45 protein-coding genes are annotated in these 25,994 nt (G+C 55.5%); 9 read left to right on the top strand and 36 right to left on the bottom strand.

Going from position 1 to position 25,994, the window contains the following annotated elements; all coding sequences use genetic code 11:
* Positions 1-77 precede the first annotated feature (77 nt).
* The 18 genes from KHU30_RS25025 to KHU30_RS01940 form a co-directional block, all read right to left on the bottom strand.
* Positions 78-1,190 (bottom strand): tyrosine-type recombinase/integrase, encoded by a 1,113-nt coding sequence (locus tag KHU30_RS25025; RefSeq protein WP_230427152.1) that lies wholly within the window; start codon positions 1,188-1,190, stop codon positions 78-80.
* Positions 1,191-1,401: 211 nt separating this feature from the next.
* On the bottom strand, positions 1,402-1,788 hold the full coding sequence (locus KHU30_RS02020; RefSeq protein ID WP_211440977.1) for a zinc-finger-containing protein: 387 nt from the start codon (positions 1,786-1,788) through the stop codon (positions 1,402-1,404).
* Positions 1,785-2,138, bottom strand: a complete 354-nt coding sequence (locus KHU30_RS02015) for a hypothetical protein (protein WP_211440976.1) — start codon at positions 2,136-2,138, stop codon at positions 1,785-1,787. Before KHU30_RS02015 ends, KHU30_RS02020 begins: the two co-directional genes overlap by 4 nt.
* A 47-nt stretch (positions 2,139-2,185) precedes the next feature.
* Positions 2,186-2,431: a hypothetical protein gene (locus tag KHU30_RS02010; protein WP_211440975.1), complete on the bottom strand. Its 246-nt coding sequence runs from the start codon at positions 2,429-2,431 to the stop codon at positions 2,186-2,188.
* Positions 2,432-2,964: 533 nt separating this feature from the next.
* On the bottom strand, positions 2,965-3,531 hold the full coding sequence (locus tag KHU30_RS02005; protein WP_211440974.1) for a siphovirus Gp157 family protein: 567 nt from the start codon (positions 3,529-3,531) through the stop codon (positions 2,965-2,967).
* Positions 3,528-3,869 carry a hypothetical protein gene (locus tag KHU30_RS02000; protein WP_211440973.1) on the bottom strand — a complete coding sequence of 114 codons (342 nt, stop codon included), beginning with the start codon at positions 3,867-3,869 and terminating at the stop codon, positions 3,528-3,530. The genes KHU30_RS02005 and KHU30_RS02000 overlap by 4 nt, the downstream gene beginning before the upstream one ends.
* A gap of 87 nt (positions 3,870-3,956) precedes the next feature.
* A complete protein-coding gene (locus tag KHU30_RS01995; RefSeq protein WP_211440972.1) occupies positions 3,957-4,622 on the bottom strand; it encodes a hypothetical protein in 666 nt (221 codons plus the stop codon).
* 28 nt (positions 4,623-4,650) lie between these two features.
* Positions 4,651-5,307, bottom strand: a complete 657-nt coding sequence (locus KHU30_RS01990) for an AAA family ATPase (RefSeq protein ID WP_211440971.1) — start codon at positions 5,305-5,307, stop codon at positions 4,651-4,653.
* A gap of 101 nt (positions 5,308-5,408) precedes the next feature.
* The gene (locus KHU30_RS01985; protein WP_211440970.1) at positions 5,409-5,642 is read right to left on the bottom strand and encodes a hypothetical protein; all 234 of its coding nucleotides are present in this window, start codon (positions 5,640-5,642) and stop codon (positions 5,409-5,411) included.
* Positions 5,643-5,798: 156 nt separating this feature from the next.
* Positions 5,799-6,248 carry a VRR-NUC domain-containing protein gene (locus KHU30_RS01980; RefSeq protein WP_211440969.1) on the bottom strand — a complete coding sequence of 150 codons (450 nt, stop codon included), beginning with the start codon at positions 6,246-6,248 and terminating at the stop codon, positions 5,799-5,801.
* Entirely contained in the window at positions 6,245-6,640 is a 396-nt protein-coding gene (locus tag KHU30_RS01975; protein WP_211440968.1) for a nuclease domain-containing protein, read from the bottom strand. The genes KHU30_RS01980 and KHU30_RS01975 overlap by 4 nt, the downstream gene beginning before the upstream one ends.
* Positions 6,637-6,876: a hypothetical protein gene (locus tag KHU30_RS01970; protein ID WP_211440967.1), complete on the bottom strand. Its 240-nt coding sequence runs from the start codon at positions 6,874-6,876 to the stop codon at positions 6,637-6,639. The genes KHU30_RS01975 and KHU30_RS01970 overlap by 4 nt, the downstream gene beginning before the upstream one ends.
* A complete protein-coding gene (locus KHU30_RS01965; protein ID WP_211440966.1) occupies positions 6,873-7,103 on the bottom strand; it encodes a hypothetical protein in 231 nt (76 codons plus the stop codon). The genes KHU30_RS01970 and KHU30_RS01965 overlap by 4 nt, the downstream gene beginning before the upstream one ends.
* On the bottom strand, positions 7,100-7,471 hold the full coding sequence (locus KHU30_RS01960; protein ID WP_211440965.1) for a hypothetical protein: 372 nt from the start codon (positions 7,469-7,471) through the stop codon (positions 7,100-7,102). The genes KHU30_RS01965 and KHU30_RS01960 overlap by 4 nt, the downstream gene beginning before the upstream one ends.
* Before the next feature lie 6 nt (positions 7,472-7,477).
* Positions 7,478-7,924, bottom strand: coding sequence for a hypothetical protein (locus KHU30_RS01955; protein WP_211440964.1), 447 nt, complete (start codon positions 7,922-7,924; stop codon positions 7,478-7,480).
* 9 nt (positions 7,925-7,933) lie between these two features.
* Positions 7,934-8,569, bottom strand: a complete 636-nt coding sequence (locus KHU30_RS01950; protein ID WP_211440963.1) for a DUF6475 domain-containing protein — start codon at positions 8,567-8,569, stop codon at positions 7,934-7,936.
* Positions 8,566-9,339, bottom strand: coding sequence for a hypothetical protein (locus KHU30_RS01945; RefSeq protein WP_211440962.1), 774 nt, complete (start codon positions 9,337-9,339; stop codon positions 8,566-8,568). The genes KHU30_RS01950 and KHU30_RS01945 overlap by 4 nt, the downstream gene beginning before the upstream one ends.
* A gap of 24 nt (positions 9,340-9,363) precedes the next feature.
* Positions 9,364-9,753 (bottom strand): hypothetical protein, encoded by a 390-nt coding sequence (locus tag KHU30_RS01940; protein WP_211440961.1) that lies wholly within the window; start codon positions 9,751-9,753, stop codon positions 9,364-9,366.
* A 201-nt stretch (positions 9,754-9,954) separates the two neighbouring features.
* Between KHU30_RS01940 and KHU30_RS01935 the strand changes: the two genes are divergently transcribed.
* The 3 genes from KHU30_RS01935 to KHU30_RS25450 all read left to right on the top strand — a co-directional run bounded on the left by KHU30_RS01935 (position 9,955) and on the right by KHU30_RS25450 (position 11,520).
* A complete protein-coding gene (locus KHU30_RS01935) occupies positions 9,955-10,359 on the top strand; it encodes a hypothetical protein (RefSeq protein WP_211440960.1) in 405 nt (134 codons plus the stop codon).
* Between the two features lie 257 nt (positions 10,360-10,616).
* Positions 10,617-10,844: an Arc family DNA-binding protein gene (locus tag KHU30_RS01930; RefSeq protein ID WP_211440959.1), complete on the top strand. Its 228-nt coding sequence runs from the start codon at positions 10,617-10,619 to the stop codon at positions 10,842-10,844.
* 76 nt (positions 10,845-10,920) lie between these two features.
* On the top strand, positions 10,921-11,520 hold the full coding sequence (locus KHU30_RS25450; RefSeq protein WP_211440958.1) for a DUF4902 domain-containing protein: 600 nt from the start codon (positions 10,921-10,923) through the stop codon (positions 11,518-11,520).
* Positions 11,521-11,618: 98 nt separating this feature from the next.
* On the opposite strand, the gene KHU30_RS01920 is transcribed toward KHU30_RS25450, so the two are convergent.
* Positions 11,619-12,047, bottom strand: coding sequence for a hypothetical protein (locus KHU30_RS01920; protein ID WP_211440957.1), 429 nt, complete (start codon positions 12,045-12,047; stop codon positions 11,619-11,621).
* Between the two features lie 152 nt (positions 12,048-12,199).
* Between KHU30_RS01920 and KHU30_RS01915 the strand changes: the two genes are divergently transcribed.
* Positions 12,200-12,508 (top strand): phosphatidylserine/phosphatidylglycerophosphate/cardiolipin synthase, encoded by a 309-nt coding sequence (locus tag KHU30_RS01915; RefSeq protein ID WP_230427151.1) that lies wholly within the window; start codon positions 12,200-12,202, stop codon positions 12,506-12,508.
* On the opposite strand, the gene KHU30_RS01910 is transcribed toward KHU30_RS01915, so the two are convergent.
* From KHU30_RS01910 to KHU30_RS01845, 14 genes are all read right to left on the bottom strand, one after another.
* The gene (locus KHU30_RS01910; RefSeq protein WP_211440956.1) at positions 12,505-13,035 is read right to left on the bottom strand and encodes a hypothetical protein; all 531 of its coding nucleotides are present in this window, start codon (positions 13,033-13,035) and stop codon (positions 12,505-12,507) included. The genes KHU30_RS01915 and KHU30_RS01910 overlap by 4 nt on opposite strands.
* 1 nt (position 13,036) lies before the next feature.
* Positions 13,037-13,789 carry a methyltransferase gene (locus KHU30_RS01905; RefSeq protein ID WP_211440955.1) on the bottom strand — a complete coding sequence of 251 codons (753 nt, stop codon included), beginning with the start codon at positions 13,787-13,789 and terminating at the stop codon, positions 13,037-13,039.
* On the bottom strand, positions 13,779-13,970 hold the full coding sequence (locus tag KHU30_RS01900; protein WP_211440954.1) for a hypothetical protein: 192 nt from the start codon (positions 13,968-13,970) through the stop codon (positions 13,779-13,781). Before KHU30_RS01900 ends, KHU30_RS01905 begins: the two co-directional genes overlap by 11 nt.
* Positions 13,967-14,173 (bottom strand): hypothetical protein, encoded by a 207-nt coding sequence (locus tag KHU30_RS01895; RefSeq protein WP_211440953.1) that lies wholly within the window; start codon positions 14,171-14,173, stop codon positions 13,967-13,969. The genes KHU30_RS01900 and KHU30_RS01895 overlap by 4 nt, the downstream gene beginning before the upstream one ends.
* A 2-nt stretch (positions 14,174-14,175) precedes the next feature.
* Positions 14,176-14,397: a hypothetical protein gene (locus KHU30_RS01890; RefSeq protein WP_211440952.1), complete on the bottom strand. Its 222-nt coding sequence runs from the start codon at positions 14,395-14,397 to the stop codon at positions 14,176-14,178.
* 199 nt (positions 14,398-14,596) lie between these two features.
* The gene (locus KHU30_RS01885; RefSeq protein WP_211440951.1) at positions 14,597-14,878 is read right to left on the bottom strand and encodes a hypothetical protein; all 282 of its coding nucleotides are present in this window, start codon (positions 14,876-14,878) and stop codon (positions 14,597-14,599) included.
* On the bottom strand, positions 14,875-15,135 hold the full coding sequence (locus KHU30_RS01880; protein WP_211440950.1) for a hypothetical protein: 261 nt from the start codon (positions 15,133-15,135) through the stop codon (positions 14,875-14,877). The genes KHU30_RS01885 and KHU30_RS01880 overlap by 4 nt, the downstream gene beginning before the upstream one ends.
* A gap of 50 nt (positions 15,136-15,185) precedes the next feature.
* A complete protein-coding gene (locus KHU30_RS01875) occupies positions 15,186-15,539 on the bottom strand; it encodes a DUF3846 domain-containing protein (RefSeq protein WP_211440949.1) in 354 nt (117 codons plus the stop codon).
* 281 nt (positions 15,540-15,820) lie between these two features.
* Entirely contained in the window at positions 15,821-16,708 is an 888-nt protein-coding gene (locus tag KHU30_RS01870) for a DUF7192 family protein (RefSeq protein WP_211440948.1), read from the bottom strand.
* A gap of 63 nt (positions 16,709-16,771) precedes the next feature.
* Entirely contained in the window at positions 16,772-18,118 is a 1,347-nt protein-coding gene (locus tag KHU30_RS01865; protein WP_211440947.1) for an AAA family ATPase, read from the bottom strand.
* A gap of 40 nt (positions 18,119-18,158) precedes the next feature.
* Positions 18,159-18,662 (bottom strand): hypothetical protein, encoded by a 504-nt coding sequence (locus KHU30_RS01860; RefSeq protein WP_211440946.1) that lies wholly within the window; start codon positions 18,660-18,662, stop codon positions 18,159-18,161.
* 3 nt (positions 18,663-18,665) lie between these two features.
* Positions 18,666-19,058, bottom strand: coding sequence for a hypothetical protein (locus tag KHU30_RS01855; RefSeq protein WP_211440945.1), 393 nt, complete (start codon positions 19,056-19,058; stop codon positions 18,666-18,668).
* 1 nt (position 19,059) lies between these two features.
* Positions 19,060-19,422 carry a hypothetical protein gene (locus KHU30_RS01850; protein WP_211440944.1) on the bottom strand — a complete coding sequence of 121 codons (363 nt, stop codon included), beginning with the start codon at positions 19,420-19,422 and terminating at the stop codon, positions 19,060-19,062.
* Positions 19,423-19,506: 84 nt separating this feature from the next.
* Complete coding sequence (locus KHU30_RS01845; protein WP_211440943.1) at positions 19,507-20,058, bottom strand: Nmad5 family putative nucleotide modification protein; 552 nt, start codon at positions 20,056-20,058, stop codon at positions 19,507-19,509.
* Positions 20,059-20,931: 873 nt separating this feature from the next.
* Between KHU30_RS01845 and KHU30_RS01840 the strand changes: the two genes are divergently transcribed.
* The 4 genes from KHU30_RS01840 to KHU30_RS01825 are packed head-to-tail and all read left to right on the top strand — an operon-like array spanning position 20,932 to position 23,398.
* Positions 20,932-21,675, top strand: a complete 744-nt coding sequence (locus tag KHU30_RS01840) for an adenine nucleotide alpha hydrolase family protein (RefSeq protein WP_211440942.1) — start codon at positions 20,932-20,934, stop codon at positions 21,673-21,675.
* Positions 21,676-21,689: 14 nt separating this feature from the next.
* Positions 21,690-22,142, top strand: a complete 453-nt coding sequence (locus tag KHU30_RS01835; protein ID WP_211440941.1) for a hypothetical protein — start codon at positions 21,690-21,692, stop codon at positions 22,140-22,142.
* A gap of 48 nt (positions 22,143-22,190) precedes the next feature.
* Entirely contained in the window at positions 22,191-23,222 is a 1,032-nt protein-coding gene (locus KHU30_RS01830; protein WP_211440940.1) for a hypothetical protein, read from the top strand.
* Positions 23,219-23,398 carry a hypothetical protein gene (locus KHU30_RS01825; protein ID WP_211440939.1) on the top strand — a complete coding sequence of 60 codons (180 nt, stop codon included), beginning with the start codon at positions 23,219-23,221 and terminating at the stop codon, positions 23,396-23,398. Before KHU30_RS01830 ends, KHU30_RS01825 begins: the two co-directional genes overlap by 4 nt.
* A gap of 1 nt (position 23,399) precedes the next feature.
* Here KHU30_RS01825 and KHU30_RS01820 read toward each other — a convergent pair whose 3' ends face one another.
* The 3 genes from KHU30_RS01820 to KHU30_RS25020 are packed head-to-tail and all read right to left on the bottom strand — an operon-like array spanning position 23,400 to position 25,124.
* Positions 23,400-23,696 carry a hypothetical protein gene (locus KHU30_RS01820; protein ID WP_211440938.1) on the bottom strand — a complete coding sequence of 99 codons (297 nt, stop codon included), beginning with the start codon at positions 23,694-23,696 and terminating at the stop codon, positions 23,400-23,402.
* Entirely contained in the window at positions 23,693-24,463 is a 771-nt protein-coding gene (locus KHU30_RS01815) for a peptidoglycan recognition protein family protein (RefSeq protein WP_211440937.1), read from the bottom strand. Before KHU30_RS01815 ends, KHU30_RS01820 begins: the two co-directional genes overlap by 4 nt.
* 1 nt (position 24,464) lies before the next feature.
* Positions 24,465-25,124, bottom strand: coding sequence for a PAAR domain-containing protein (locus tag KHU30_RS25020; RefSeq protein ID WP_230427150.1), 660 nt, complete (start codon positions 25,122-25,124; stop codon positions 24,465-24,467).
* 108 nt (positions 25,125-25,232) lie between these two features.
* Between KHU30_RS25020 and KHU30_RS01805 the strand changes: the two genes are divergently transcribed.
* On the top strand, positions 25,233-25,868 hold the full coding sequence (locus tag KHU30_RS01805; RefSeq protein WP_211440936.1) for a hypothetical protein: 636 nt from the start codon (positions 25,233-25,235) through the stop codon (positions 25,866-25,868).
* Positions 25,869-25,994: the final 126 nt, after the last annotated feature.

Below are 25,994 nucleotides of genomic sequence, written 5' to 3'. Positions count from 1 at the left end.
TCTCACAGCCCTTTTCTGGTTTTTGCGTGACTTTTTGCGTGACTATTTCTAATTGCCCGATGCTCTGGGCAACCTCCCTACCCGTTTACCACTCGCAGTATTGTCGGCGTATCACGCGTCGAAGCCACTAGATTCGCCATTTCAATCAGGCGCGCGATTGTCGGTGTTGCGTAGTGCTCCGACATATCGCTGGTGGCGTGCCCCATTAGAGCCTTCCTATCCTCGCTTGATACCCCGGCGGCCCTCAACCGCTGCCCAAACGTGTGCCGAAGGTCATGAACGCGCACCTGCGTGAGATTTGCGCGACTTCTTGCCTTCTGCCAGCCCGTGTTATTGATCGTATCTACACGGTCGGGTTCGTGCTGCGGCAGTTTCTTGTCCTTTACCTCTTGCTTGTAGGTAAACACAAACTCCTTATGCACGCCGCGACATGACTCCATCACGCTCATTGCAACGTCATTCAGGATGGCGACATGCGGCCGCTTCCCCTTGAACTCCGACGCGGGCACCACAAACACGCTGCGCTTGAGTTCGGGAATGTATCGCTCCCAACTCCACCGCAGGCCGCACACGTTGTCGTCACGTAGTCCGGTGTTCACGGCAAACAGCGCCATGCGCTCCAAATGTGGCGGCAATTCTGCAAACAGTCGCTTTTGCTCGTCCCAGGTAATCGGGTACGGCTGCCGCTTTGTTTGCTTCGTATCCAGCATTTCGATCAGCGGCGCGGTCGGGAGCCACGCCTTACCCTCATCAGTGCGCCACACCCTGGCGCACTTGGTCAATATTGACCTGACCACCTCCAGCGTGCGATTGACGGTCGCCGGCTTCACCTCATCATCCTGAATCCGGCTATCGCAAAACGACTCCAAGCTACCCGAGTGAACAGATTCCAGTGGCAGGAAGCCGATGTACGGCAAAATCAGCGTGATGTGGTAGGCAATCAAATCTAGTGTTCGCACACCGCGCTTCTCGCAATCGGTCAAATATTTGTCGGCTGCAAGCGCAAAATTGCGCTGCGTGCCTTGGCTACGTTTGATGTCGATTGCTGCTTGCTGATCTCGAAGCCAGGCTTCGGCTTCGTCTTGGCTGACTTCGCCAAGGCGGGCAAAGATGCGTTGCCCTTTATAGACTTTCTCGACAGTTCGGCCACCACCTTCGGCAACCTGGATGCCCTTTGTTCTTGTTCGCATGATGCTGGTACTCCTATCCTGCGACTCGAACGCCCATTGCGGTCTTTATATTCATCCGCCCATGCGTCCAAGTCAAGCCTGTCAAATGCCACGCTGCGAAGCCCGATCGGGATCTCCGTCAGCAGCGGTCGAATTTCTGCGTCAAACCTGTTGCGATCAACCCCCAAATAGGCAGGGGCGTCCCGATGTCGAATGAAGCGCGGCAGGATCGTCATGCGGCCTCCCGCGCTTCGATCGGCGTTCGCTGACACAGAAGAACCACCTTGTTGCACATCGCCACGTCGAACATGCCAATGTGGCAGTCCTTCTTTTTGATGCCGAGCTGGTCAGCGAGCCATCCGTAGGCGTCACCCCGCCGTCGTGCGCCGCCCTGCCACATCGGATCGAATGCAGCATGCGCGCGCACCTTGGCGGCTCGCAACACCACATCGGCCAAGCGACCAAGCGGGTTGAGCGTTCCCTTGTGGCAGCCTACATATGCGCCACAAGGAGCGCACAAGTAGAATCGCTTCTCGCGCAGATCGGCGCGATGCGGGTAAATCACCTCTCCGGTGACGAGGGCCGCCTGGCTCCCGCAGTAGGCGCAAACGACTTTCATTTCGACTCCTGACTCTGGATGTATGCGATCACGTTGCGTGCGAAGGCGAGTGCGAGCGGAGGTACGGGCAATGGCGGCTTTCGGGCTGCATCTGGCATCTGAACCCATGTCTCGTTGAAAATCTCCTCCAGCTTTGCATCCGTCACCGGGCGCAATTGCTCATCCATCTTCAACGACAGTTGCGCCGCCTGAAAGCCGGACAGCCAGCTGGCGAACTTATTGCGCTGATTGAATGGATCGTACGGGTTGATGTACCGACCCTTGAGGCGGGCGTCGTGCCCCTCGCTCCATATCGCAATGTCGGCCGCCTTCTCGGCGTCGGTCGACTCAACCGGTTCTTCGTTGTTCATTTTTACCCCTCCCTACTCTTAGACTGACAATCGTTGAAATTGGCCTGTTATGCACTGGCGACATCCCCCTGAAATTTCAAATACGCCTTGCGCCTATCGGTCGCGTCGTACCGTTCGCATGTGGACGCGGCGCCGCGGAACGCGCTCGCGCCAAGCGCCGCATCAAACTGGCAATGCCCAAGCCCTACCTCATAATGTTTCGGGAACCGCATCTTATCGACAGAGAAATGGCGACATGATTTGCAGGTTCTGTCTATCGCTCTCGGCTTTGCAGGCTTAAGCAAACTGTTCATGGACCGTCTCCTTCGATCGCGCTGCAATCTCGGCAATGACTACCGCGCTGTCCTCTCCGTACCGCCCAACCCGTACATGAAGTTCGTAGTCGGGGTGATGAATACAGCACGCGCTCTTGATGCGATGCTTGTAGTGGTAGCCCTCGCAGGAGCAGTAGTCATTCCGGTATTGCCGCGCCTTGTCCAAGTAGTACCGGTTGCATGCCTTGCAGTGCTTGCAAACCGGTGTGCGCTTGTACCAGTCGTAGCGGTGTTTCATGGTGTTGCGCCCCCGACATTTAGAGCATCGGTAGGCGTAGCTCATGGTTTGTCGGCCAGCCCGCGCCAACTAATGATTGTGCTGATGGCGTGCTGCTTCCTGCGTAGCGCCTGGCTCCTGGCCGTATCGGAGCGCCAGTAGGCCATGGACCAGTGCTCCCCATCCCACCAGCGAAGCGCAGTCGGGTCTTTGCCTGCACTCGCGTTGTATTCGCCAACATGAATTGGCTTCGTTTTCGGCGGGAACCACCGAGTCATCTGAGGTGTTGAATTTTTCATTTGATTGTCAGCTTGAACGTGGCCATCGATAGCTTTGCGCCAGGAACCACCACCCCATCGCGAACGTCCTCATTTAGCCTTTTCTTGTCGATCTTGGTAATCGGCTCGGGTGTGACGGTCGTTTTGTAGTCGGCCGGAATGAGCGCTTCGTCTACTATTTCCGCGGTCTGAATGTTTTTCTGCATGTTCAGGCGGAACTCAGGATACTTGCGCGGCATCGCCAAGCCGACCGCTTGAATAGAGCCTGCAACAGTCGCCAACAGCCACTCTTCCTTGCGCTGGTCGCGGGCATTCGCCGCATTCATTTTGTCCAGCACGTTCTTGGCGATGGCATCCATCATTGCCTGACGGGCTTCGCGCTCAGTGCGCAACTCCAAGGCATATGCCACCATTGAGCGGATTTTCACGTCAAGGTCGTCGGTAGTACCCTGGAAAGCTGCCATTGCCGCGTCGTGCTCGGCCTGCGCCGCCGGGTCAAGTGGTTGGCCGTCTTCGTTCAGCGGGAGGTCGCTGAGAGTGTCCATCAGCGCCCGCATGACTGCGGTGATTTCGTAAATTTTCATGGTGCAATCTCGCTTTTGTTGATGAGGCTCTTCCAGACCGGCATCGGCCGCATGTGACCTGTTTTCGACGGTGCATAGCCGTCACGCACAATCAGTCCCGCCTGAACGGCGCGTACCGTAACGTGGCCCCATGCGCGACTATCGTGCGGCGCTGCGATGCCGATCTTGGCCGCGTATTCGCGTACGTCCTCGGTCAAGAAACAGACGGTTTTCTCGGCAAACTTGCGGAAGGCGGCAAAGGCCGCTTCGCGCCAATCCTCACCTGCGTGCTCGGCCACAATCGCCATTGCGTCGTCGCGTTTCGTTCGTGCCTGGCTGTAATCGGGTGCTGTTTGCATTTTGATTTCTCCGGTATCCGCCGGCGCGATCTACGAGGCCGCGCCGGACGTTAAACTATCTATTTGGTAGCCTATATGGGCGAGTTTTTAAAACGGAATTTCGTCGTCAAAATGAGATGGCACTTCGCTGGCCGGGCGCGCGCCGGAGTGGCCGCCGTGATGCGCCGGACGGCTCGACTGTTGCTGCTGGCCGCCCTTCTCATACTTGTCCTTCAAGCTAGCTAGGATGGTATCGAGCGCAACAGCCTTCGGTGCGCGCTCCAGGATTTCCTTTGGAGTCTTGCGGCTTTGCACGTCATAGCAACCGTAGATAATCATTTTCTCCTTGGCTTCACCGAGATAGACGGAGTGTTCTTTTTGCAGCACCAAGCCAATAGGCTTGCCCATCAGATCGGGGAACACCTCAACCCTTTGCTTGGTGACGGCACGGGCTACCTTGTCCCACTTTTCCACCACGGCCAGCGCTGTGCCCATGTCCTTGATGCGGAAAAGCAGCATCAGCGCGTCCACAATGCGACGACCGGACAATTCTTTGCCGGCGCCGTTTTGCGTCCACACGGACAGGAAGGAGGCCGTCGCGCCGTCAAGCGTTTTAAAGTCAAATTCAATGCCGACCGCGCCGCTGTCGGCCAGAATTGGCTCGGCGCGTGTAATGGTGCCCTCATAGCCGCCGGTTGCGTTTACGCGGCCGGTGCCGCCGATTTTTGCCGCATTGCTATCGTTGCGAGAGTAGCTGTTCATTGGTGCGTTCATTTTTCAGGTTCCTTCAAGTGTGGGTGGGTTATGCTGCTTCGGGTTGAGACAGGTCGTAGTAACTGCAAATCGTGGCATCGACCATTGCCAGATCATTTTCAATATTGTCTTCCTCGAACATTTCCATCGGCGTTTTCACGGTGTCGCTGCCGCTGTTGTGCGTCGAGAACGTGTACTCACCGCCCTGGACAACTGTTTTCAGAACGATCGTGAACATGCCCTCAATCGTGATCTTGTCGTCCAGTAGCTTGCCAAGGCTCTTGCAGCGGGTTTTACCGAACTCGTCGCTTACGCTGTGCGATAAAATATAGACCCGCACGTCAGGCGGCAGCGCGGCGGCAGCGTTGAAAATGTCCCAGGCGTTACGGCCAATGTCGGTGAATTTCTGAAAGCCGGTTTCCTGGCTGCGGCGCATGAATTCGTCGGCCATCACATACTGGAAATCGTCCAGCACAATGACCTTGCGGCGCGTCTTATGCATGGCGGCAATGACCTGCTCGGCCACATCGGTGACGATGATATTTCCTCTGGGGTTATCCTTACTCACCAAGCCCCAACCCGGCTTTTTGAAACTGAGCGGTTTGCGAATAGCCTGGATTAAAAGGGTGCTGGATGGGTCGAGATTGCGAAGACTGGCTGTTTTTCCAGTGCCCGACTCGCCGATGATGAGGGTCGCGGTTGACATGATTTATTCTCCGATTCAAAATTTTCAAAGTGTTGTTGTGCTGCCTCTTGCTCTTGCTGCTCAAGCACGAATGCGCCGATCTTGCTCATTACTGACTCCGGTTATTGACTCGCTTGATACGCCGCTACCGGAAAGGTCAAATGCTCACCACCCTGTAGCAGCGAATCCCACTTTTGCCGCCGCTTGAATTCCGCCTTGGCGGCGGCAATAATTTCCTGCTTGCGAACGCTTTCTTTTAGCTCTGCGTCGTTGTCCAGTTGCTGTATAAATGCGTACACTAGAACCAGTGCAACAGCGCCAATCCACGGTGAAACCCTAGAAATCTGCTTTTGCATCTTGCCCACCCGTTATTACGTTTGCTTTCTAATGTGTATTCAGAATACCTATTTGGTAGCCAACTGGCAAACTGTATTTTCAATTAATTTTGTGGAAAATAAACTACAAACTCCCTATGAAAGGCAACAGTTTCCAACTGTTTAAAACAGTCAAATTCAACTGTTTTCAGGCTTCCTAGCAGGTAGCGCTTTGCAGCCCACCCGTAGGTAGTCCTGAACCGTCCGAAACGCGGCCAGCGGGCAAGTGCAAACCACTACCAACCATCCAACAGATGTTAATTTGTCAATATAGTCATCTTGCGCCTCTGTGGTCCTGCCTGTCTTGGGTCGCTTGAACTCAATAGCCAAGCCCACGAACGCGCCGCATGGCACCGGCAGCATGTAGTCGGGCACACCTGCGCGCATACCCTCTGCAAGCATCCGGGCAGCTACCGCTTTACTTCGCTTGGCCGCATTGGGTACGGCGAAACCGAGTTGCAACAGCGGCAGGTTCGTTTTTTCAGCTAGGCGGCACAGGCGGATAAATGCCGCTTGGATGTCGTGCTCATACGGCGCTGGCGCGGCCAGGCTGACCGGCTTGAGCTTGGGTAGCTTGGGCACGGTCATTGCGCCACCTCCGCAGGTAGCAGATTTTTGCGTCTCAAGATTCGACGTGTTTGGTCGCGCCCATCATTGAACAACGCCAGCATCAATTCGTAGCTGAACCCGGCCGGGCGCGGTGCCCGACCGTCCAGCACATCATGGCAGTCGACGCAGCCGTAAGCTGCTTCGGTGTCGGGTGCCTTGAGTCCGGCGCCCTTCCCGTCGGCCAATAGATTTGAGTGACAAAGCACGGTGGTGTCGGTGCGGTAGTTGCAAATTCCGAACGGGAAGCGCAAGGTGCATTCTTCGTCACGCGCCGACGCCTGAATTTTCGTCAGCGGCTTCTTGGTCGACCTCATGCGCTTGGCTGGCTTGCTGCGAACAAATGGCGTGCGCTTTAGGGGTGAGCGCTTCAATGGAACGCCCCTTCGCGTCGAGGGTTAATTTCATGCGCCAACTGTTTCTGAGCAAGATCGGGTTCGGCGAAGCCGCCATCAACGCGACCATTGCGGTAGCCGTGCCAAAACGACTTTGACTTGTCACTACCAGGCTCATCGTTGCCCTCGAAGCCATGCCAATAGCCAAGCATCATTTCGTCTTTATCCAGCATGGCGACCTCGGCTAATGTGGAAACCTTCGTGAATTCGCTCATGCCTGCACACTCTCAAGATCAGCCAGCACATCCACTATTTTTGATGCCCCGGTATATACGCCCACCAGGTCGGCACCGTGCTTGCGAAGGACGAAGGGGTAGCCTTTTTCGTCCGTGCGCATGATCCGTATATCCTTTCCGGCCGGAGCAAACACTGCAAAAGGAGTTGGGCGGCGCATAGCGCACAGAATTTGATAAGCCTGGCGGTTCTGTGTGTTTGTGCTCATACGTGGCGACTCTTAATTTTGCGAAACTCACCGCTTCCTTCGCGGCGGCCATCAAGCGAAGGCATATATTTGCTTTGGAGCGGCCGGAACACTGGCGGCGTTCGGGATGGAGCAATGGCGCTGGGGTCGACCGGCTTCGCTTTCGTATGCAACGCGTTGAAGTGGCGGCGGATGCTGTCGCAGTTGAGCAGCTGCTCACCGACACGGACGATGGTACATTCGTCCAGCATGCTTTCGATTGACGTCTCCACCGTCTTTTTCGTGAAGGCTTCGATGAAGCTCTTGAGCTGATCAGCTGTGAGCGACGTGTTCAGATAAATCAACTCGCAGATCACGTACTTGGAAGTGCCTTTGTTTGGAATTTTCATATGACCTCACAGGTTGATCGAGTAGCTGCGGTAATCTGCGAGCAGCTGCTGGTAGAGCATGCCGGCGCGGCCGGCGCTATCGAGTTCTGAGCGACTTTCCACGCCGCAGAACGACCGGACAAAATCGGCGGCCATCTTCTCCCGTGCCGCCGTGCCTTCCAACTGGTAGCCGGACTTGTACTCAACGAACTGCTGAAAGCCCAACGATTTGCACATCAGTGCCGCCTGCTGCGACAGCTTTTGCGTAACTGGCTTTTCGTCGTCGTTGATTTCGACCAGCACCGCCATGAAGCGCTGGCCAGCCATGTTTGCCTTCTTGACTGTGAGGTGGCGGAACAGGTCAAGATCGCCCTTGTCCGCCAACATGAATGTGACAGTGGCGCCGCCGGAATGTGTTTCCTTCCAATTTGCCAGCATCAGTTCCCCCTGGAACGCCGGTGTGAGTTCGCTCATTTTTCCCTTTTATTTGAGTCGTTTTACGTTGAGACCAGCAGTCACGTTGCGCGTGATGCCGATGATTGGAGCGCCGCCGCCGCAAAGAAGAACCTGCTGGCAGAGCGCCTTGTTGCCGACCAAGACGGGCGGCTGTATCGCCACTCCGCTCTGACCGTTTTGGCTATTCGCGATGCCAACCAGGACCGGCTGATAATCCGGTGTCTCGCTGCGCATGCGGTAGCCCTGGTAGCGCGTCTGGAATTCCTTGGCGATGAAAGGCCAGTCGCGCTCGTCCTTGGTGCCGAACCACACCCACCCGCCCATTTCTTCGATGACCCGGTGAATCAGCGCGTCATCGAAAACGACATCTTCCCAGGTGCCTACGCTCCGCAACGCGTGATCCACCTTCGACCAGGCCACGGCCGATTGGTCGCCGGTGCGGCCTTCCAGCATGATCGTCAGGTCGTTCACCTTTGGCATGAACGCCGCCTCTTTGTCGGCGCGGGAGATGTGGCGCTGGATGGCTGTCTCGATTGCATCGATATCGAACCGATGCAATCCCTTCCAGTAAATCTCGATCGTGAATTTCGACAGCTTGGTGCGGTAGTAGTCGGCGGTGCCGGTCAACATGGCGGCGAATTTGCCGCGGTCGGATTCGGTCATGGTGTACCACCGTCTAACCATTCCAGTGCGGCGGCGGCGGTCGCCTGGCCGGCCGGCCCAAGCCCAACGTCAACACCAACCCCGCTTGCAGGCCGATGCGGTGCCGGCGGCGGAAACAGGCCCAAATAGCTGTTCATCGTGGAGTTTTCCAGAACCGCCTGCGGATCGTGGCCGGCAGCCATGAGTTCGCCCAGTTTCTTGATCGCCAGCGGGATGCCTTGCTCGGTAACCGGTTTCTTGATTTTCTGGCGCATCGCTAGAAAGTCGTTCCACGGCTTCAAAGGCAACCAGTCGGGCAGAACATCAGGCATTGCCGAAGGCGATGCTGCCTTTGTTTTTCTAGTTCTCTTCTTTGTCTCTTCTTCTCTACTCTTCTCTAGCGTTTCAGTGCGTTCGGTTGCGTTCGGTTGCGTTCGGTTTTGTGCTTTTTGGGCTTCGCGCCACTCTTTTGAGCGACTAGCAGAGCCATCCTCCCGCAGTGGCTGGCGCTTTTCCCATCCGGCGAGGCGATCGCCGTCCAAAACCCGACCCTGCATTGCCTGGCAGATTGCCGCTACCTGATCGGTATCGATATCGAGTGCGGTGGCGACATCTTCATCGCACCAGCCTTCCGTTCGGCCGCGTTCGGTTGCGTTCGATGCGCATGTCATCATGTGCACGTACACCGCGATCACGTCTCCGATTTTTTGCTGCGAGATACGAGCGATCGTGCGCCACTTGGGATCATTTATCATTTCCGTCCATACTCTGAACCAAGGATGATTAGCCATTGGATTTGCCTTCGGCTACCGGGGTTATGCTGATTGGTGGGGAGTTGGCAGCGACTGCTTTTGCTTTTGGGCTGCGCGCTCGGCGGCGGCCTGTTGCTCAGCAATCCTCGGCGCGTTTTTTGCGATCAGGCGCGCCGCTTTGGCGGCGATGCGAACCGATTGGCGGGTGCAGGTCTCGTAATCAGGGAGGACTTCGGGGGTAATTATTTTTGCTGCAGCTTCGATTTTTTCGAACGTGGTTGGTGTGCAACTTTTCGTGTAGTACGCCATCATTTTGAAGTAGGAAAACAGGATGCCGGCTTGCTTGCACACCTCTTGAACCTTTTCCGTTCCAACGATATCCCACCAGGCATGCAGGCCGAGGCTGTTGATATCGTGCGTCGTGGTCGTGGTTGCTACTTTTGCTTTTCTCATTTCTTCCCTTCGTTGATTTAACTAACTTGAAGTCCGATTTGTTTAATCGAATACCTTTATGGTAGTTCTTCAGTTTGTAACTGGCAACAACGAATCGCGACAAACGATAATTCATTCGCGTTTTATTTGTCTTAAAAGTGATTTCTGCTACTATTTAGCTAGTCAAATACGATATACGCGATAATCCATGAGAGGCGCTGAATGAACATCACCGAAATTAGATTGAGAAACCTGGGTGAGCTGATGAAACGCTTTGATCAGAAGGAAGCCGCACAGGGCCTCCCTGAACGGGGTGCGCTGGCTCGCTTTGCTGAGTCAGTAGGACTCTCACCTGCGTATCTGTCTCACATCAAAAACAAGCGTAAGTCCATGGGGCACGCGACTGCGCGCCAGCTGGAAAGCGCACTTAAGCTACCGGCCGACTGGATGGATGTTGATCACTTGTCCGGCGCCGTTCATATGGACACGGCGGCGCGTGAGTTTGGCGCCCTTGCCATGAAGTTGTATATGGATGACCCGGAGGCTGTGCGCGCGGTATTGATGCGATATATGACCGAGAGATATGTCCCCGCGTCCAAGGACGCTCCCAAAAAGGAAGCAAAGTAAGGGTCGCGGACATCTATTCGGGTGCCGGATATGAATTGTGATTGCGCTACCGAATAGGTGTGACGCGCTGCATTGGACTTCATTGGATCGGGATCGGTGCATTTCGTTGTCGGAATTCAACTATGGCCGCACAGTAACAAACCGGCAAGTGTAGAAAAGTACACTTGACAACTTTTCCCTGATGTGATGTTGGCAATTCGTCCATAGCTTCATGCTGTAGCTACATGGTGAAATGGTTCTTTCGTACACTATGTCGCATGAAGAAATACGAGCCTGTTCGCCCAAAAACAACAAACATAGTGCCCTTCGGCTTGCGGATGCAGCCTGATTTGCGGGGCATGATCGAGGCCGCGATGGAAGAGTCCGGCCGCTCAATGAACGCAGAGATTTGCGTTCGCCTACAGCAATCGTTCGGCCCGGATAAGACGGATGAAATACTTGCCGCAACGCAAAAAATACTGGAGATAGTCAGCTCGTCAAAGTAGGCCAGGGCCGCGCCGCGCTTGCGCTCACAAGGAAATAGCTTCATGCTGTAGCTGTCGCTTGTGAGTAGAGTAAATCGTGAATATCTCGGCCATCAGGATCAGCCCCGACGGATATTTCCGCTTGCAGCTTTCCGCTTTCAGGGAACTGCCCTTCAAACAGCTCATTGCGAACGCCGATGCGGACCTTCTCCGCGACCTTCTGAAACAGACCCTCCCAGCTCAACTGGCCGGCTTTTGCAAACTCGCCAGCGAAGGGGTGCCGGGCCTCGACATCGAGTTCGACTGGTACGTCCACGGCGGGACCAAGCTGATCATGATCGTGGCGCCCAGCATCAGAACAAATTTGATGCTAGTCACCGGTGCCGGGGGCGACTACGGCCTGGCGCGCACGCGCCGGCTTGTCTCCGCCTGGATCAAAACATTTTTCCGGCCGCCGCACGACAGGCTCAACGCACATTCAGAACTGTCGATCGCCAAGCGAGCGATATTGACTGACGGCGAGCGCGAGATTCTTCACTGGGCTGCCAAGGGTAAAACTGCGTGGGAAATATCGATGATCACCAACGTATCGGAACGCACGACTGCGCATCGATGGTCGAGCGTGATTAGGAAATTGGGGGCTTCTAATATGGTGCAGGCGGCCATTACGGCGCTGTCTTTGGGATTGCTCAGGTAGAGCATATGAGGAAAAAACCGCGCTCGGTTGACCTGGTGATAACCGGAGAGGAAGCTCCAGATCAATCGAGCGCGTTGTGGCATGGGTGGTTTCGACTATTAATCACCCCGCACAATGTCAAAATTTCCGTTCGAGTCGGTGGTTAGGCGAAAATGTTTGACTTCATTCTGTCGCAAAACAGTTTCTCGCTGTGTCCACCTTTCTTTATCTAGGCCGCAAAGGCCTTTTCCTTGTGGGTCGCGCCCAACCCGCAGCAGTACGTCGCCGGGAGGCAGAAGGAAGCGCGCCGTTTCGCCGCTCGCAAAACGAGCTGCCAGCGTCCCGTTTATGTGGACCGCAGAGTAGCAGGCGCTATTGATGAAACCAACGTCGCGCGTCACTACAATGGCGCCTGTTGCCGCACCTGTATTTTCTTGGAGTGCCAACAGACGATCCGCAGCGATTGGCTTTACCTCAGCCACAGGAGTTGGTGTAGTGGCGCAGCCGGACACCAGAGCAAAAAGAGCGAGCGCAAGAACGGTTTTCATCGTTAAGCCAATTTTTATTGTGGATTAACTAAGGTATCCGATTGTTTTGCTTTGCGCAAGCGCAACTATTTGGCTTACATTGTGCATGTGCGGTCGCGGCCCGCCGCGGCTTGTACCGGTCATTTCATCGTCGGCCTACCTAGGGGATCATCATGTCAGTATTTGCAATTACCGGAGTGAGGATAAATGCCCAAAACGGGCGTATCGAGCTAGTTCGTTGGGGGCAAGTCAATCCAGCCACCAACACCTGGGCCAAGGAGCCTACCGAATCTCCTGTGATCGACGTAGTGGATGCCGTCATGGGTGGCGACGATGTTTACACCATTTTCCCTGTTGGCGGTAATACGGTGTTAGGCCCGAAGGTCCAGTTGGTTGTGTACGCGCACGGCAGAGAAGGAATTGAAACCGTTGATGCTGCCTACAATGCCGGGCGCACTTTGGCCGATTTGCCACAAATTTAGTGGATCGCGCTTGCCTGGGCAGAGTTTGTTAGGGCCTGCTGCACCGCATTGATGATCCGGCAAAGGTAAGCGTAGTCTGGATTTGGCTTGGTCGGCAGTGCGTACCACCACTCGTCGCCAAAAACCTTTTGCATCAAATCAGGATCAGACCAGCCATCGTCGCCCACGACCGCATCCTCTATTTCGTCGCACAGCTCGCGCGCGTCATCCTTGCTGATATCGCGCTTCCGGCGCTCGGTGATTACCCGCTTTTTGCAGCCATCCTTAATGCTTTCGGAATCGATGATTGTTTCATCGATTCCGACATCGAGATTTTTGGCTATGTAATGCTCATTGCATGAGCAGAAGAACCGCTCAATGGTGCGCTCACCCATGCTGCCCCAGTACGCTGTCCATGACTTCGTGTAGCAGCTAATTGTGATGCGACCCTTGTTCGGCGCGATGTCCTCTAGACAGACGCGGATCGGGTCAAGCCTCTCGGCGCCGGTGATCGTTATCTGCGCGACTATTGATTTTTCAATTTGCATTTTATGCCCCCGGTATAGTGACAATTACTGTGTTGACGCCCGTGCCGGACGCCTTGAACGACCCCTCCGGCAGCGCTTCAATCTCGCCGCCGCGCTCGCGCACCAGTTCGCGGAACCCGGTCGTCAGCTTGTTGTCACGGAATGACACGCCGGCGGACATGACGGCAACCAGCAACCCGATCGGCTTGAGAAATTTCAGCGCGTGCAAAACGTGGTGAATATCGGCTTGCTTTGCAAACGGCGGATTCATCACAACGCGGTCATAGTTACGCCAGGGAGTAATGGCCAGGAAATCGCCCTGCACTATCCCGCCGTTCAAATTTCCGTCGTCGTGCATCTTCAACAGCTCGGCGTAGTTGTTGTCCAACAGTTCAATGCAATCAACATACGCGCCTTGCTTTACAACTTCGTAGGCAATTGCGCCACGACCTGCGCTCGGCTCAAGTGCCCGGTGCCTGCAGTGGATTTCGGCGCGCTGCAATAGCTTCATCACAACCGGGTACGGTGTAGGGAAATATCCGAAATCCTGCGGCACAGTTACCTCGCCAGTCAAAATGATCTGATCCATTGCGTCGGCCGCAGGAACGCTGAAGCAATGCGCCTTGGCTTTCCGGTTCCACATGCCACCCGCGGCCTCCAACACGACATTGGTGCGCAGGTACAGCTGGCGATTGAGGTAATCCGGCAGTCGCAACTGGTAGCCGTCAGAGGTGCTGTTGCTCAACACGTTGAGCACTTCATCATCAATTTTCATTTTTGGATTTTCCGTAAGCAATTTCAGCAAGTTGGGCGTAGGTCGGCGCGGGGCCGCCGTCGCGCTGGGTGGCAAGGAGTTCCTTCAACTTCTCCATACCGGCCAGCGCGCACACAATTTCAAGCAAGCCCTGGTAGTGGGCCAGCACCTTTTCGGGATCATGGTTCGGCCTGGTGTTCATGCCGCCACCCGCAGCTTCTGGATAGGAAGGATTTCGATCCTCTCGGCCAGTTCGAGGAATCGCTGGGCCTCTGGCGACATAGCAATGCCGCAGTCGTGGAATAGCGCATACATCCGGCGCCGCATTTGCGCTGCACCCTCGACCATGCCGAACGCAACCCCCTCGCGGTTTGCCTGCATTATTTTTTGGGCTTCGGTCGCCATATTCACCTCCGTGAAAGTGTTGTTGGTTGGCGCAACTCGCCCCGGCAAGCGCGTTCGTATGCTGCCTTGGCGTCCGCCGGCCAGCCGTCGGCGGCGCACAATTGCGCGCGCTGGGTCTGAATGTCGCGCTCAATGTCGGCGTCGGCCACAAGGGCGGCGCGAATGACCGTCAAGACGATGAGCGTGAATGCAGCGATGGCGGCGATGGAAAAATAAGCTCTCATGCAGCACCTTCAATGTCGTAGTGGATGCCGCGATCGCCATACAAGGAGCGCATGGACTCAGTGCTTTCACCGCGTGAGCAGTAGTCGATGCAGCTGGTGCAAAGGCCGTAACCTATGTCCCGGTTATGCCACTGGCGGCCTGTTGTGTAATTACCGCAGCAACAGCAAGTGAGGCGGCCTGGCTCGCTCAAGGTGGCGCTCATGCTTCCCCCGCTTTGGCGAGGGCAGCCATGGCTTGTGCAAAATTTGCCGAAAGCAGCGTCCCGTCGAGTCTTGACTTTGCGTATTCCGAATTGGTGTATGCCTCAAGGGCTTTGAGCAGCTCCTCATGCACGCTGACGGTGCGGCGGATGAATTCTGCTTTTTGATCCGGCTGATCAAACGTCGTCACTTCGGCTACCGATTTGCCTTCTGAATCGATTAGCTCGATCCATTCGCGTCCGTCGATCTTTCTTAGGGGAAGGCGCAATGGGACATTCATGCTCCACCCGCCTTTCCAATCGCAGTCCGTGCGTTTTCAATCATGTAGCGCGTATCGCCTTCAAGATCATCCTGGCTCAGCTCGGCGCATTCCAGCAAGCCAGTTATCGCAGCGACCAACGCGGCATTGCGCTCCGCGGCCGCCGCAAGTTCGGCCTCCACTTGCGTCAGACCGTGCTCCAACATTTCCGCATCCACTCCGCCCAAGGGCATGCGGCGCCGGCAGGCTTCACGAATCGTTACTCGTTCTTGTGTCATGTCTTTCTCCAGTATTCAGTTAGCCGGGGCGAACCCCGGCGGCCAGCCGGTTAGGCAGCGATTGCGATGTGATCCATCCATGTGATCGACGCGACCAGTTCGGCGACTGTTGTTTTGCAGTCGGCCAGGTTGTCGCCCTTGTTGTCCCAAACCGTGCCAGTGACCACGCACTTGCCTGCAATCGGGTCGTGGTGGATGTCCGGCAGGAGAAAGTAATCCTGGCCGCCGACAAAAGGCCCCTCATCGTCAATCCAGGCGGTATCGCCGTTCGGGAACGTGAGTGCGTCCACGTCGTGGCAGCCGATGTGCTTGTAGAACTGCTCCAGCTGGCTTTCGTCACTCAACAGAATGGCCGAAACAGTCCTGCCTTTTGGGTCAATCAAAAATGCCTTAAATGTTGCCATATAACTAACTCCAGTCAAATACGGTTGAAAAATGGTAAATCTGCAACGTTGTTTAAACGCCCTAAAAGGTAGCTAGGCTGGGCGCAATTTCCCCGCATAGCATCGGGTGGCGCAATGCTTGTTTCAGCGCCTTAGCGCCCCATTCCGCACCTTGCTGCGGCAGTGCCAGTTATCGGGTGGCAAGGGGCGGGTAAATAAAGCTGCGCGTTGCATAAAAACAACAATTCGTTGTTCCTGGTCGGAATGCTCAGAGCGCTTTTTGGTAGTCAATATGGGCGCAATTATTCCGCGTCCTGTTTGCCGTACTTGGCAATCTGTTCATGCACCCACGCAGCAGGATCGGACAATATCAAGTCCGACGTGGAGATTGCTGGCGGGATCACCAGCGCCTCGCCGTCGATGCCGAGGTAGCCGCAAATGCGCATGCGGTATTGCTCCTTGTTTTCCGGGAATCCCTCGGTATATCCACGCCCTGAACGGATTCCCCTGAATTCGCCGAAGTTGCCGCCGTTGCGCTGGCCGCCTATTGCCCAACACGCTCCATACATCAAGTGCCGGGCAAAGCCGACATGCGTTATGGCATATGCTGCGCTAGCGAGGTCAAGCGGCGTCGTATTCACATTTACAGCAATGATTGTGAATAGGTCATCGGTTGCTTCGCGTGGCTTGCCCTCTTGTACGTTGAGCAGCTTCAAGGTTACGGGCCGGGACGCCGACAGCGCCATCACCACAGACAGAACGGCAATCCCACGCTGCTGCATTTTCTTTGCGCTGACACTGGCGCTACATGACACGTCCACCAGAATTGTCAGCGGCGCGTTCTCCGATTCAACCAACGTTGGCTCCCGCATACTTTCCGGCTCGCCCATCAGCGCCTCCGGTACGCATGGGTAGCAGCCGGCGACGCTTGGCATGTCAACGTAGCCCGCTGAATACAACTGTTCTTCAAACTTCGCCATCATCGCCTCGGCGGCGGCGACCTGCGACGTGTCCCCTTCACGGCACATCCGGTAAGCATCGGCAGCGCCGATATCGCCGTACCAACTTGCTTTTATGCCTTGCCCCCTGCCATCTCTGTTCGCAAATGAAATATCTTTTTGCTGGCAGTAGTTACCCAGCTCTGCAACACTGTCAAAACTTTGAATATTCAATTCAGGGTGTGTGTACATTTTCGATTCTCCTGATTTTTCGATGGCGGCCAGCTCCAATAACCGGCCATGCTGAATTGACTGTTAGTAATCGGACGGCTTGACCATGTCCCATTGGGTTTCGGTCATGCCCTTTTTGAGGGTCATCGTTACCACGTCGGCATGTGCCATGCCGCTTGCCAACAGTTGCGCACCGAAGAGCGATGCGCGTGGCGTGACCATCACCTTGACACCCTTTGTTTCGACGGCTTTGCGAACCTGCTGCACATACGTGACCCACTCGTCGTTTTGGGCGATGTGCTTTTCCAGTGCCGTGTCCAACTGCCAATTCATAAATACAAAGCGGTCGAGAAAAGCGGCATCCTGTTTCATGCGGCCGACCAGCTCGGCGGTGGCGCCCTGCCCGTTGGTATTTGCTGCGGCGATGATGATGCAATCCTTGTGGCGCTTGAGCATGCCGTCAGGGAATGCCATGATGCCGTTTGCAAGGGCGCTGTTGAACGCCAGCACGGCGGATGGCACCGAACCATCGACTTCATCGAACAAGTAGACGCCGCCGCTTTCCCATGCGTCACGGAATGGCGTGGACTGGTAATTGCCGTGTGCGTCCTTGAATCCGATCAGCTCGTATTTGTTGGCGATGGAGCCATTGCAATAAAACTTCATCCCGAGCGCTTCGGCCGCATTCGCTGCCGCCCTTGTCTTGCCAGTGCCTGGCAGGCCGGTCAACCAGACGTTGAGATTGCTATTGCCAGCGGTGTCAGCCGAGCCAAGCACTTTCAAGAGCATGTCGAACTGTTTGTGCTGTCGACCTTCCAGGGTGACGGTGCCGGTCTTGCTAGTTACGTCCAGTTTGCGTGCAGGCATGTCGGAAAGTTTGGCGTCGAGCATGTCTTGCATCTGCTTGAAGACGCTAGCGACGCCGCCTTTGATTTTGTCGCCAAGCTCGTTCACCTGCTGGGTGACGATGCCGGTTGCGATCTTCGCCACGTCGTCAGAATTTATTGATACCTTATTGGTAGCCAATACCTGCGCAAGTAATGCCGCGATCTGTGCCACCTGATCCGCGTCGCCTGCGGCTGGCGCTGGCGCCGTCTTCTTCGCAGGCCATGCAGCTGCAGGGTTCAGCGCCGCCGGCGCCGGCGTCGTCTCGCCGGATTCGCCGGCCATCATCGCGCTGATCGCATCCTTGGCGCTGACCAGGGATTCGCCGCCGCCGACGCGCATGTTTTCGATATCGTCGTCGGTCGCGCCAATGGCTCGCAGCGCCTCAAGTTGCGCCTCGGCCGGATGCGTTTCGATCAGCTCGATAATTTCCTCTTTCGATACTCGCGCCCAATCGCCCTTCTCGCCCAGCTTGGCGACAACCCGGGACAGGTGCGTTTTCGTGAGTTGTTCAAAGTCGTATGTCGTGTCGCTTGTCGTGTTCATTTGGATTCCATTATCAGAGAGGTTGGTTGGGGTGTTGCAATTACATTGCGGCGGCATCGAGCCACTGTGGCCAGGACAACGCCATGTCTTTCTCGCTTGCGAAAAACTCACATTCGCAATACGTGGCCTTGTCGCCGTCGATCAGGCCAATCAAGTAACCGTCGTTGTATTCGACCGCTCGGAGGCAAATCACGCCGTATTGGTCATGGGACATAACCACCTGCTCCCGTACTACCGGGCAGCGGCCAAGCGCCTTTGCCTGCATCACGTTTGTCAGCAGCAAGTCGCCGCCGAAAACGGCGTCTGGCATTACCGGGAACTTGTGTAACGGCGTTGCTGGCGTTGCGCGCCGGGCTGGCGCTGGCTCGGCCGCCGGTGCCGCCGCCTTGCCGACAGCTGCCGTCAGCGCGTCCACAACGGCGTCCAGGGTCGAGGGTTTCAGCGCCTTGGCGATTGTGGCTACCGTTTCGGCAGTGCTGGCTTTAACAGTCGCAACAGTCGCGGCTGTTTTCGTCGTCTTGCCTTTGGTGAGGTTCGTTGCCATGGTCTAGGCTCCTGTCGCAGTGACGATCGCTGCTTCGGCCTGGTGATCGGCGCCAACGCACGCCTCAGTCATTTCGACCAGGGCCGCATAGTCGTTCGGCAAAATTTCTGCATTCAGCCGGCCGGACTCAATGCAGTCTGAAAGCGCGTCATGAAGACGACCGTATTTTTCGCGCATGGTTTTCAGCGCTGCGAGCAAGTCCGGTGCGGCCTCGATCAGCGGCGTCACCGTATCGATGTCATTGATTCGACCTTGCATGTCCTCCCGGTCGTCGTCATCGTAGTGACTTGACTCACGCCCCTCCATATTTCCCAGGTCATCGGCCAGCGTGGCGCGCAGCTCGTTGGTGACGTAGGAAACGGCTTCGCCGACGGATTCAAAGAATTCAAGTTCCATGTCAAGCCTCCGCTGTCGTGTGCAGGGCAAACTGCCATTCATTCATTTGAACGATCGCGTCATCAACAGTCGGCGCGACTTCGAGGATCTGAGCGGCCAAGATGCGGCCTTCCTGGCTCAGCACCCCGGTCACAAACGGGCCGATACGACCGTATGTGTCGAGCGAAACGGCCACTACCTTGTAGTCGCGCTTTCCGCCCTTGATATCCAGTTCAATCGCTGGATTGTTGTGGGTGAGGCACTGGAACGCCTCCGGCGCTTTATAGGTGCCGTCCAGGTTCTTTTGGGCGATACCTTGGCATGCCATACTGTAGAAAGCGTTGGGGTGATGCTGGTCAATCAACGTTGCGAGTTGTGCGGTCATGATAATTTCTCCGGTTATCAAAATGCGTAATGTGAAGTCCATCCCAGCAGCGCACGATGTATGCGCTGTAAGTGTGGGATTCGGTTAAGCGGCTTTTTTCGTTTTGCTGTCGTTGGCTGGCGTGGGTAACCCCAGCGTTTTATTCAGGTCGTTGATAGGGATCGCCAGCGACGTGCTTGCCGCCGGCGACTCGGCATCAGCTGGAGCGTATGGCTCAATTTCGGGCCACAATTCAATCAAACGTTTTGTCGTTGTGGCGCGAGCTGCAATTGCGTTGTAGTTTGCCTCGGCTGTTCTGATCTTCGTTTTCAGCGCGTCGCGATCATCAAAGAGTTGGCTGACTGTTTCCGCAATCTTCCCTGCTGGCAGAACAACAGTATTCGGTGACGCGAGGCTTTTCCCGTAGTGCAAATGTTCGTGGCCGTGCTTCTCGCATCGAACCGTCAGATAATTCTGCTTCCGAACAAAGTTTTCCGGCAGAGCATCGAGCGCAGCTAGGTGCTTGCCAGCCGCCTGCTCGCGCACTTTCGTTGCTATGTCGTTTTCGCGCTTGTTCAAGGCTTCGAGTTCGAGGCCGAGCGTTGCCTTGTAAATGCGTGCCCAGATCGTTGCGCGAATTTCTTTTGTGAGTTTCATTGTTGCTTCTCCAGTTATGAGTGAAGTCCACCCGTAAAGCACCCCTTCCGAGGCGCTATAAGTGAGGTATTCAATATTCAGTTTTGGCTTTGCGTTTTTCACCCCAAGCCATGCGTACAGGCAGCGGCAAGTGTTTGCTGCAAATCCGGTTAGGTTTGGGGCGCCGGGCTAGACCGGAAGAATGGGGGCGTTTTTGCGCTTGCCTGGCACTTTGGTTTGTCACGCGGCGTTGCCGCCTTGCGCTTTCCCTGGTGCGCTACATCCTGCTTTCCGCTTGAGGCTGTCAGTTTCAACAGTGCGTAACCCGCTACATGCACAACGACAGTTCCTTGCGAAGCCGCTCTATATGTAGCGTCAAGTTTTTAAAGAGCCGGGGAGCTATCCCTAAGAAGCCGTCGTTTTGCGGCCACTTGTTATCTATTGGTATCTATAATACCTATTTGGTAGTCATTAGAAAAGTATTTTCGGCAATTATTTTTAACTGGCTGCATATACAGTAGTTGGGCGAGCGGCCTGCAAGCCATCACAACAAGTCGCACAAACCTAGCACTGGCGCGGCCTATCAGGCATTTTTTAGGCGTGGCGGCAGAGCTTTAAGGGCGGCCAACACGTCTTTACGTTGCAACATTGCAACGTTATGGGAGGTACTATCCGGTGTAATTTCGTTAATTTTTCATCTTTTGGCTGGCATCCACTACCGTGCAATGGAGGCAAAAAGGTAGGGTGTTATCGCCAAAAATCTGCGCTATTCCATAGGAGAAATCGTATTTATGGCCACAAGAGCAATTACTTTAAAATACCTTGCCAGTCGTAAAAAATACCAATAAGGTATTACTAGCGGCAAATTGTGCCGCCATTTATCAGGGGAATGGAATGGAAGGTGCAGTACGAATAGCGCAAACCGGCGAGGAAACCATTGCCGCAGTGCGCGCCTTGTCGCCGGAAACCATTGTCTCGTTCAGCCGGGGCAAGGACAGCATTGCCGCCTACCTGGCAATCCGCGACAAGTTCGAGCGCATCGTGCCCTACACCTACTACCTGGTGCCGGGCCTGGAATTTGTCGAAGAGTCGCTGGCGTACTTCGAGCAGAAAATCGGCTGTCACATCGTCCGCTACCCGGCCGCCGCGTTCTACAAAATGCTCAACAATATGGTCTACCAGCCGAAAGAGCACATAGACGTTATCGAGCGCATGAATCTGCCAACCTTGAGCCAGGACGATCTGCAGCGCGCTCTGGTCGTGGACAACGACATTGACGAGAACGCCTACAACGCCATCGGCATGCGTTCCAAGGACAGCGTGCAGCGCGCATTCTCCATCCAGCGTAACGGCGCCATCAACCACAAGCGGCAGACCTACTACCCGGTCCACGACTGGAGCAAGCAGGATGTGATCGACTGCATCAAGAAGTCCGGTTGGAAGCTGCCAGTCGAGTACAAATATTTCGGGTCGAGCTTTGACGGCCTGTATCTGAGCTACCTGTACCCGATCAAGCTGTATTTCCCGAGGGACTACCGGCGCATCCTCGAATTTTTCCCAATGGCTGAGATGGAAGTGTTGCGGTACGAATCCGCCGTCAAGCACGGCCAGCAGCCGCCCTACCAGCGCCCCATATAACGAGAAAGCACACAATGAGCGAAAAACCCAAATTGCCGGCCCTCCCGGCGCTGCCGAAATTGGGCGGCCTGCCGGCGCTGCCCACACTGCCGAAACTGAAAACCATCGCCGAGATGGAGCGGGCGAATGAGAACCCGCTGGATCGCAACAACGAGCGCTACCTGAACGACGCTGAACACGACAGCGAGCTGGACGCCGGCGTGATTGCGGACGAGTTCGCCACCCTTCGCGCCGCGCGCAAGCAGCAGGCTGACGCTATCGAGTTGGCGAACGATTCTGAATTCTGGTTTGCCATGTACTTCCAAACCCGCGAGCAAAAAGAAGCGTTCGTTGCCGCGCTGGGTTTGAAGCAGGACAAGTACATCGACGGCCAGGAAGCGGCGCGGATTCTGGGCATCACGCTGCCGCCGCGCCCGGCGCCGTACAAGGTCGGCAAAGTCGACCGTAAGCTGGCCGCGCTCACCTAAGCCAGCACCACTGAATTTTCCACAGCCACCAACCATAGAAAGCACATCATGGAGCAATGCAAGAAAGAGCAATTCAATACGCCGCCTGCCGCCACCGGCCAAGATCAGTTGTATATCCTGCTGGACAAGGCGGCATCGCTGCTCACGGAGGCATGCCTCAGCGAGGATGGCATTGACGGCGACCAGGCAATGAAATGCGTAGAAGCCATTCGCGGCAAGTTTGCAGAAATCGGCAAAACAACAGTCGAGAGCGAGTTCGACAAGGTAATCGAAATGATTCGCGTCGCCGGCGGCGTGCCCGAGGGCGACGAATTTAGCGTTTCCGCTGTACTCAAGGAGCTGGCCGGCCGCGGCCAACAGTCGGCGCCGCTCTGCTATGTGAGAGCAACCAAGGACGGGGAAATTTGCTGGGCCGAAGACTGCCTGTCCCCCGATCCAGATTTTCCTGTTTGCTCCGATGATGTGGACGGTGATGGCGATCCAACTGTTTCTCTGGCACTCTATTCTGCTCTGCCGCCAGTGATTTATACAGATGCTGGCGCATTACATGCGCTCACGTCGGTGCGCGCGCGCCTGCAGGAAATCAACGAGGACGGCAGCGGCACAATCACCGACACGCTCTGGTACTCGCCGACCGAAACGCTGTTCGACTTCATCGATGCCGCACTGGCCGCGCCGCAGCAGGAGGCAATTGCGACTTTTATTTGCGGCGAAGTTGAAATCACGTCGCACGGTCCAAAGCAATATGACTATGATATTGACTTGAATCTCGCGGTGGCTGAAAAAATTAATGCTGCTAATCCTGGCGCAAAAATCAATCTCTACGCGGGCGCACCGCCAGCCGCTCCGGTGCTGAGTGATGATTGGATACCGGCATCAAAAGAGCCGGAGGACCATGGCGGCTACATCATCGTGCAGCCGGGCGGCTTCACGTCCTATCACGCTTATTTTGGCCATCCATACGGTGAACGGGAAACAGGTTGGTATGCAGGCGCCAGCGGCGGGCCAATCGTCAAGCCTCTTTACTGGCGCAAATTCCCGTCAATCCCGAGCGCCCCACTCGCCATGGCGGAATCATGAGCGAAGCCGAAAAATCCGATGAGGAACTGCAGGCGTTGAAGGCCGAATTCCAGCGCCTGCGCCTGCTCACCGAGAGGGCAGCGTATGCCTATTTCTGCGCCTGCCCCATTGGCGCCGAGCGGGTGCGGGCGCACGACATTTACTCAAACATCCTGTACGCCACTCGCGCAGGTTAGCCTAAACTCGGCTGCTCTGAAACAGCTCGTAGCAACGGCTCATGTTGTCGGTCCCGTAGCGCACCTTGCAATACTCGACCAAATCCTTCTTTGCGCCATCGTCCATCTTATCCAACGGCGCCATGTCGAGTCCAAACTGAGCGGGATTGCTGAAAAACACTGTCATGCTCGGCTTATGCTTAATGAACAAGTCCCAACCTCCGCCGGCCTCATGGTCACCGACGTAACGATCCAGCCCAACAAAGAGCCAGGACAAGACAAGGACAAGAACAGCTGCAACAAGATATAGTTTTTTCATGGTGGATTCAGGCTAAATGCCTTTCGCATCTGGTTAGCAACGATCATTCCGTAAACACCTGGGCAAGCACGACTCGAACCATGCGTCCGAGCAAATTCTCGATGACCGCCAAGTTTCTGGATATCAAAAAACTCCAATAGGGACTTGATCAAGGCCTCAGCTGCTGCCAGCTGCGGCTCGGTAGGCTCGTCGTGCGTCACCGCGCCTTTGTCTTTTTCTTCACCGATCCACTCTTTAATACCGGCTATGACACCGCGCTTCACGGTAACATTCCAGGCGCCGGGACCATAACGCTCCGCCTCACCTCTGACGCTCAGGTCCGCGAGGAAGACAATTCCCACTATGCCTGTGTTGCCGCCTTCAACATGGGCACCTTTAAACCGGATGTCCAGCGCCTCGAACACAACTCCCTCACAATCAACAGCATAGTGATAGCTGAGCTGGTTAAATGAGCCCATATCGATCTTCTCGACCTTCTGCATTTGCTCGACGCTGTTGGCAGAACAGCTGAAGCTATTGCCGGCGTGGTGCAATGCGATCGCTTGATAGTCCCAGTCGTTCACCGCCCTGTCCAGCTTATTTTTATGAGCGTCCCAGGCGGAGCGCTCCACAAATTTAACACCTTGCTTTTGCACCATGTCAATAATCGCCTGACGCGTTGCAGCCCGATCATTGACTGTAACGACGTGCGGCGGCTTGCACATGTAATCCTCGTCGGTATAAGCCGTGGTCCAATGCTTCGGAACGTAGTGAATATTTTTTTCCATCCTAGATCTCTCCGTTCTTCAGCTGCCGGGCGGGCGCTTTAAAAATGAGGTGCAATTGAACGACCTGACCCGCGGCCGCATCGACATTTGCATATCCCTCTCCGTCGGTGACACCGTTTTGACTCGCTCCGCCGACTTTCGCCAGGTATGCGCGATTAGCTAGCGGCTTCCCGGTTTCGCTGTCCTGAAACAGAAACCGCTTACCTTGGGGTGCTTGACCAGATGGAGAGGAGCTACTGGGCGAGGCGGCTGTAGCTGCCGTCGCGGAGTCGACCATCGGAGACGTGACGATTCCGAGGGATTCGGCCTGATCATCGTAGGTCATGGTCTGGTGCAGGTTTGCCACCAATTTCGGGTGCACCGGGCAGCCGCACAGGACGATATCGTCCTCCAGCGCGACTTCGCCCATGAAATTCATCCTGCGCGGCCCGCCTGCCTTGGCGATAATCCCAATGCTTTTGCAGGCCAGGCATGTCGCCTGGCCGCCGATCAACGCCACCTTGTGACCAGCGTCACCGACTGAAAATGTCGAGTTCGCATTCGGCTGAATCACGCCGCTGGTCGTCGTTTTATCGCCTACGACAACGATTTTCCGCATCACCATACTAATCCCTGTAAATTGCCATTCAGCTAATTTTACAGAGAATTTCTGCTGAGGCAATTTTTCCAGAACCCGAGTAACCTTACATGTTGTAAATCTGGGTACTTTTGGGAATATACGATGGACTGTTGGATCTGCGGTCAACCTGGCGACTCAGCTGAGCACTTGATGAAAGGCTCAGATATTCGCTCATCCTTTGGGCGCGTCTCACAGGATCGCCCCCTGTATGTCCACTCCAAACTAGGGAAAAATGTTCAAGTTCGCACCATTCGAGATAGCGCATTCAAATCAAAGGCATTGCTCTGCTCCCGCTGCAATAACGCGCTCACCCAGCCCTATGACCGGGCGTGGGAGAGATTGTCGGCGGCATTGAGGGGGCATCCGTCTTTGAAGCCTCGCCAGCTGATTAAGCTGAACAAGGTCTTCGAGCGTCCTCGGGAAAGCATGCTCGATGTCCATCTGTATTTCGTGAAGCTTTTCGGCTGTAGGATTGCGGAAAACAGCATTCCGATCGACATTAAGCCGTTCGCTGATGCTTTGCTCCAGCGCGCGGCCCATCCCCAAGTATTCATTGCAATAGGACCGTCGTCGTTGCTGCTACCAGGCAAAACGATCTTGGAATTTTCCGAGATCGATACATTGAAGCTGGCTGACGACCGCCATGTTTATGCGCAGTGGACCTATCGCGTAAATAATGTGACCGTTCTCATCATGTACGCCGAACCGGGCCAGCGACGGCAAGGGCTCTCCCAATCTTGGCATCCAAGCACACAGGGGCGCCTATTATCGTTGGCGCGCATCTAGCCGGCCACCGCTAGCGCGGAGCCAACACGTAATATTGTTGCGACCTCCCACCCTCCAACTACTCCTTTTTGCGCAACTCCATTCACAGTTACGGATATACTAACTACCTAAAAGGTAGTTTTTATT

Source organism: Collimonas humicola (assembly GCF_018304945.1).
GTDB lineage: Bacteria > Pseudomonadota > Gammaproteobacteria > Burkholderiales > Burkholderiaceae_D > Collimonas > Collimonas humicola.
This window is presented reverse-complemented; position numbering and strand designations above follow the sequence as displayed.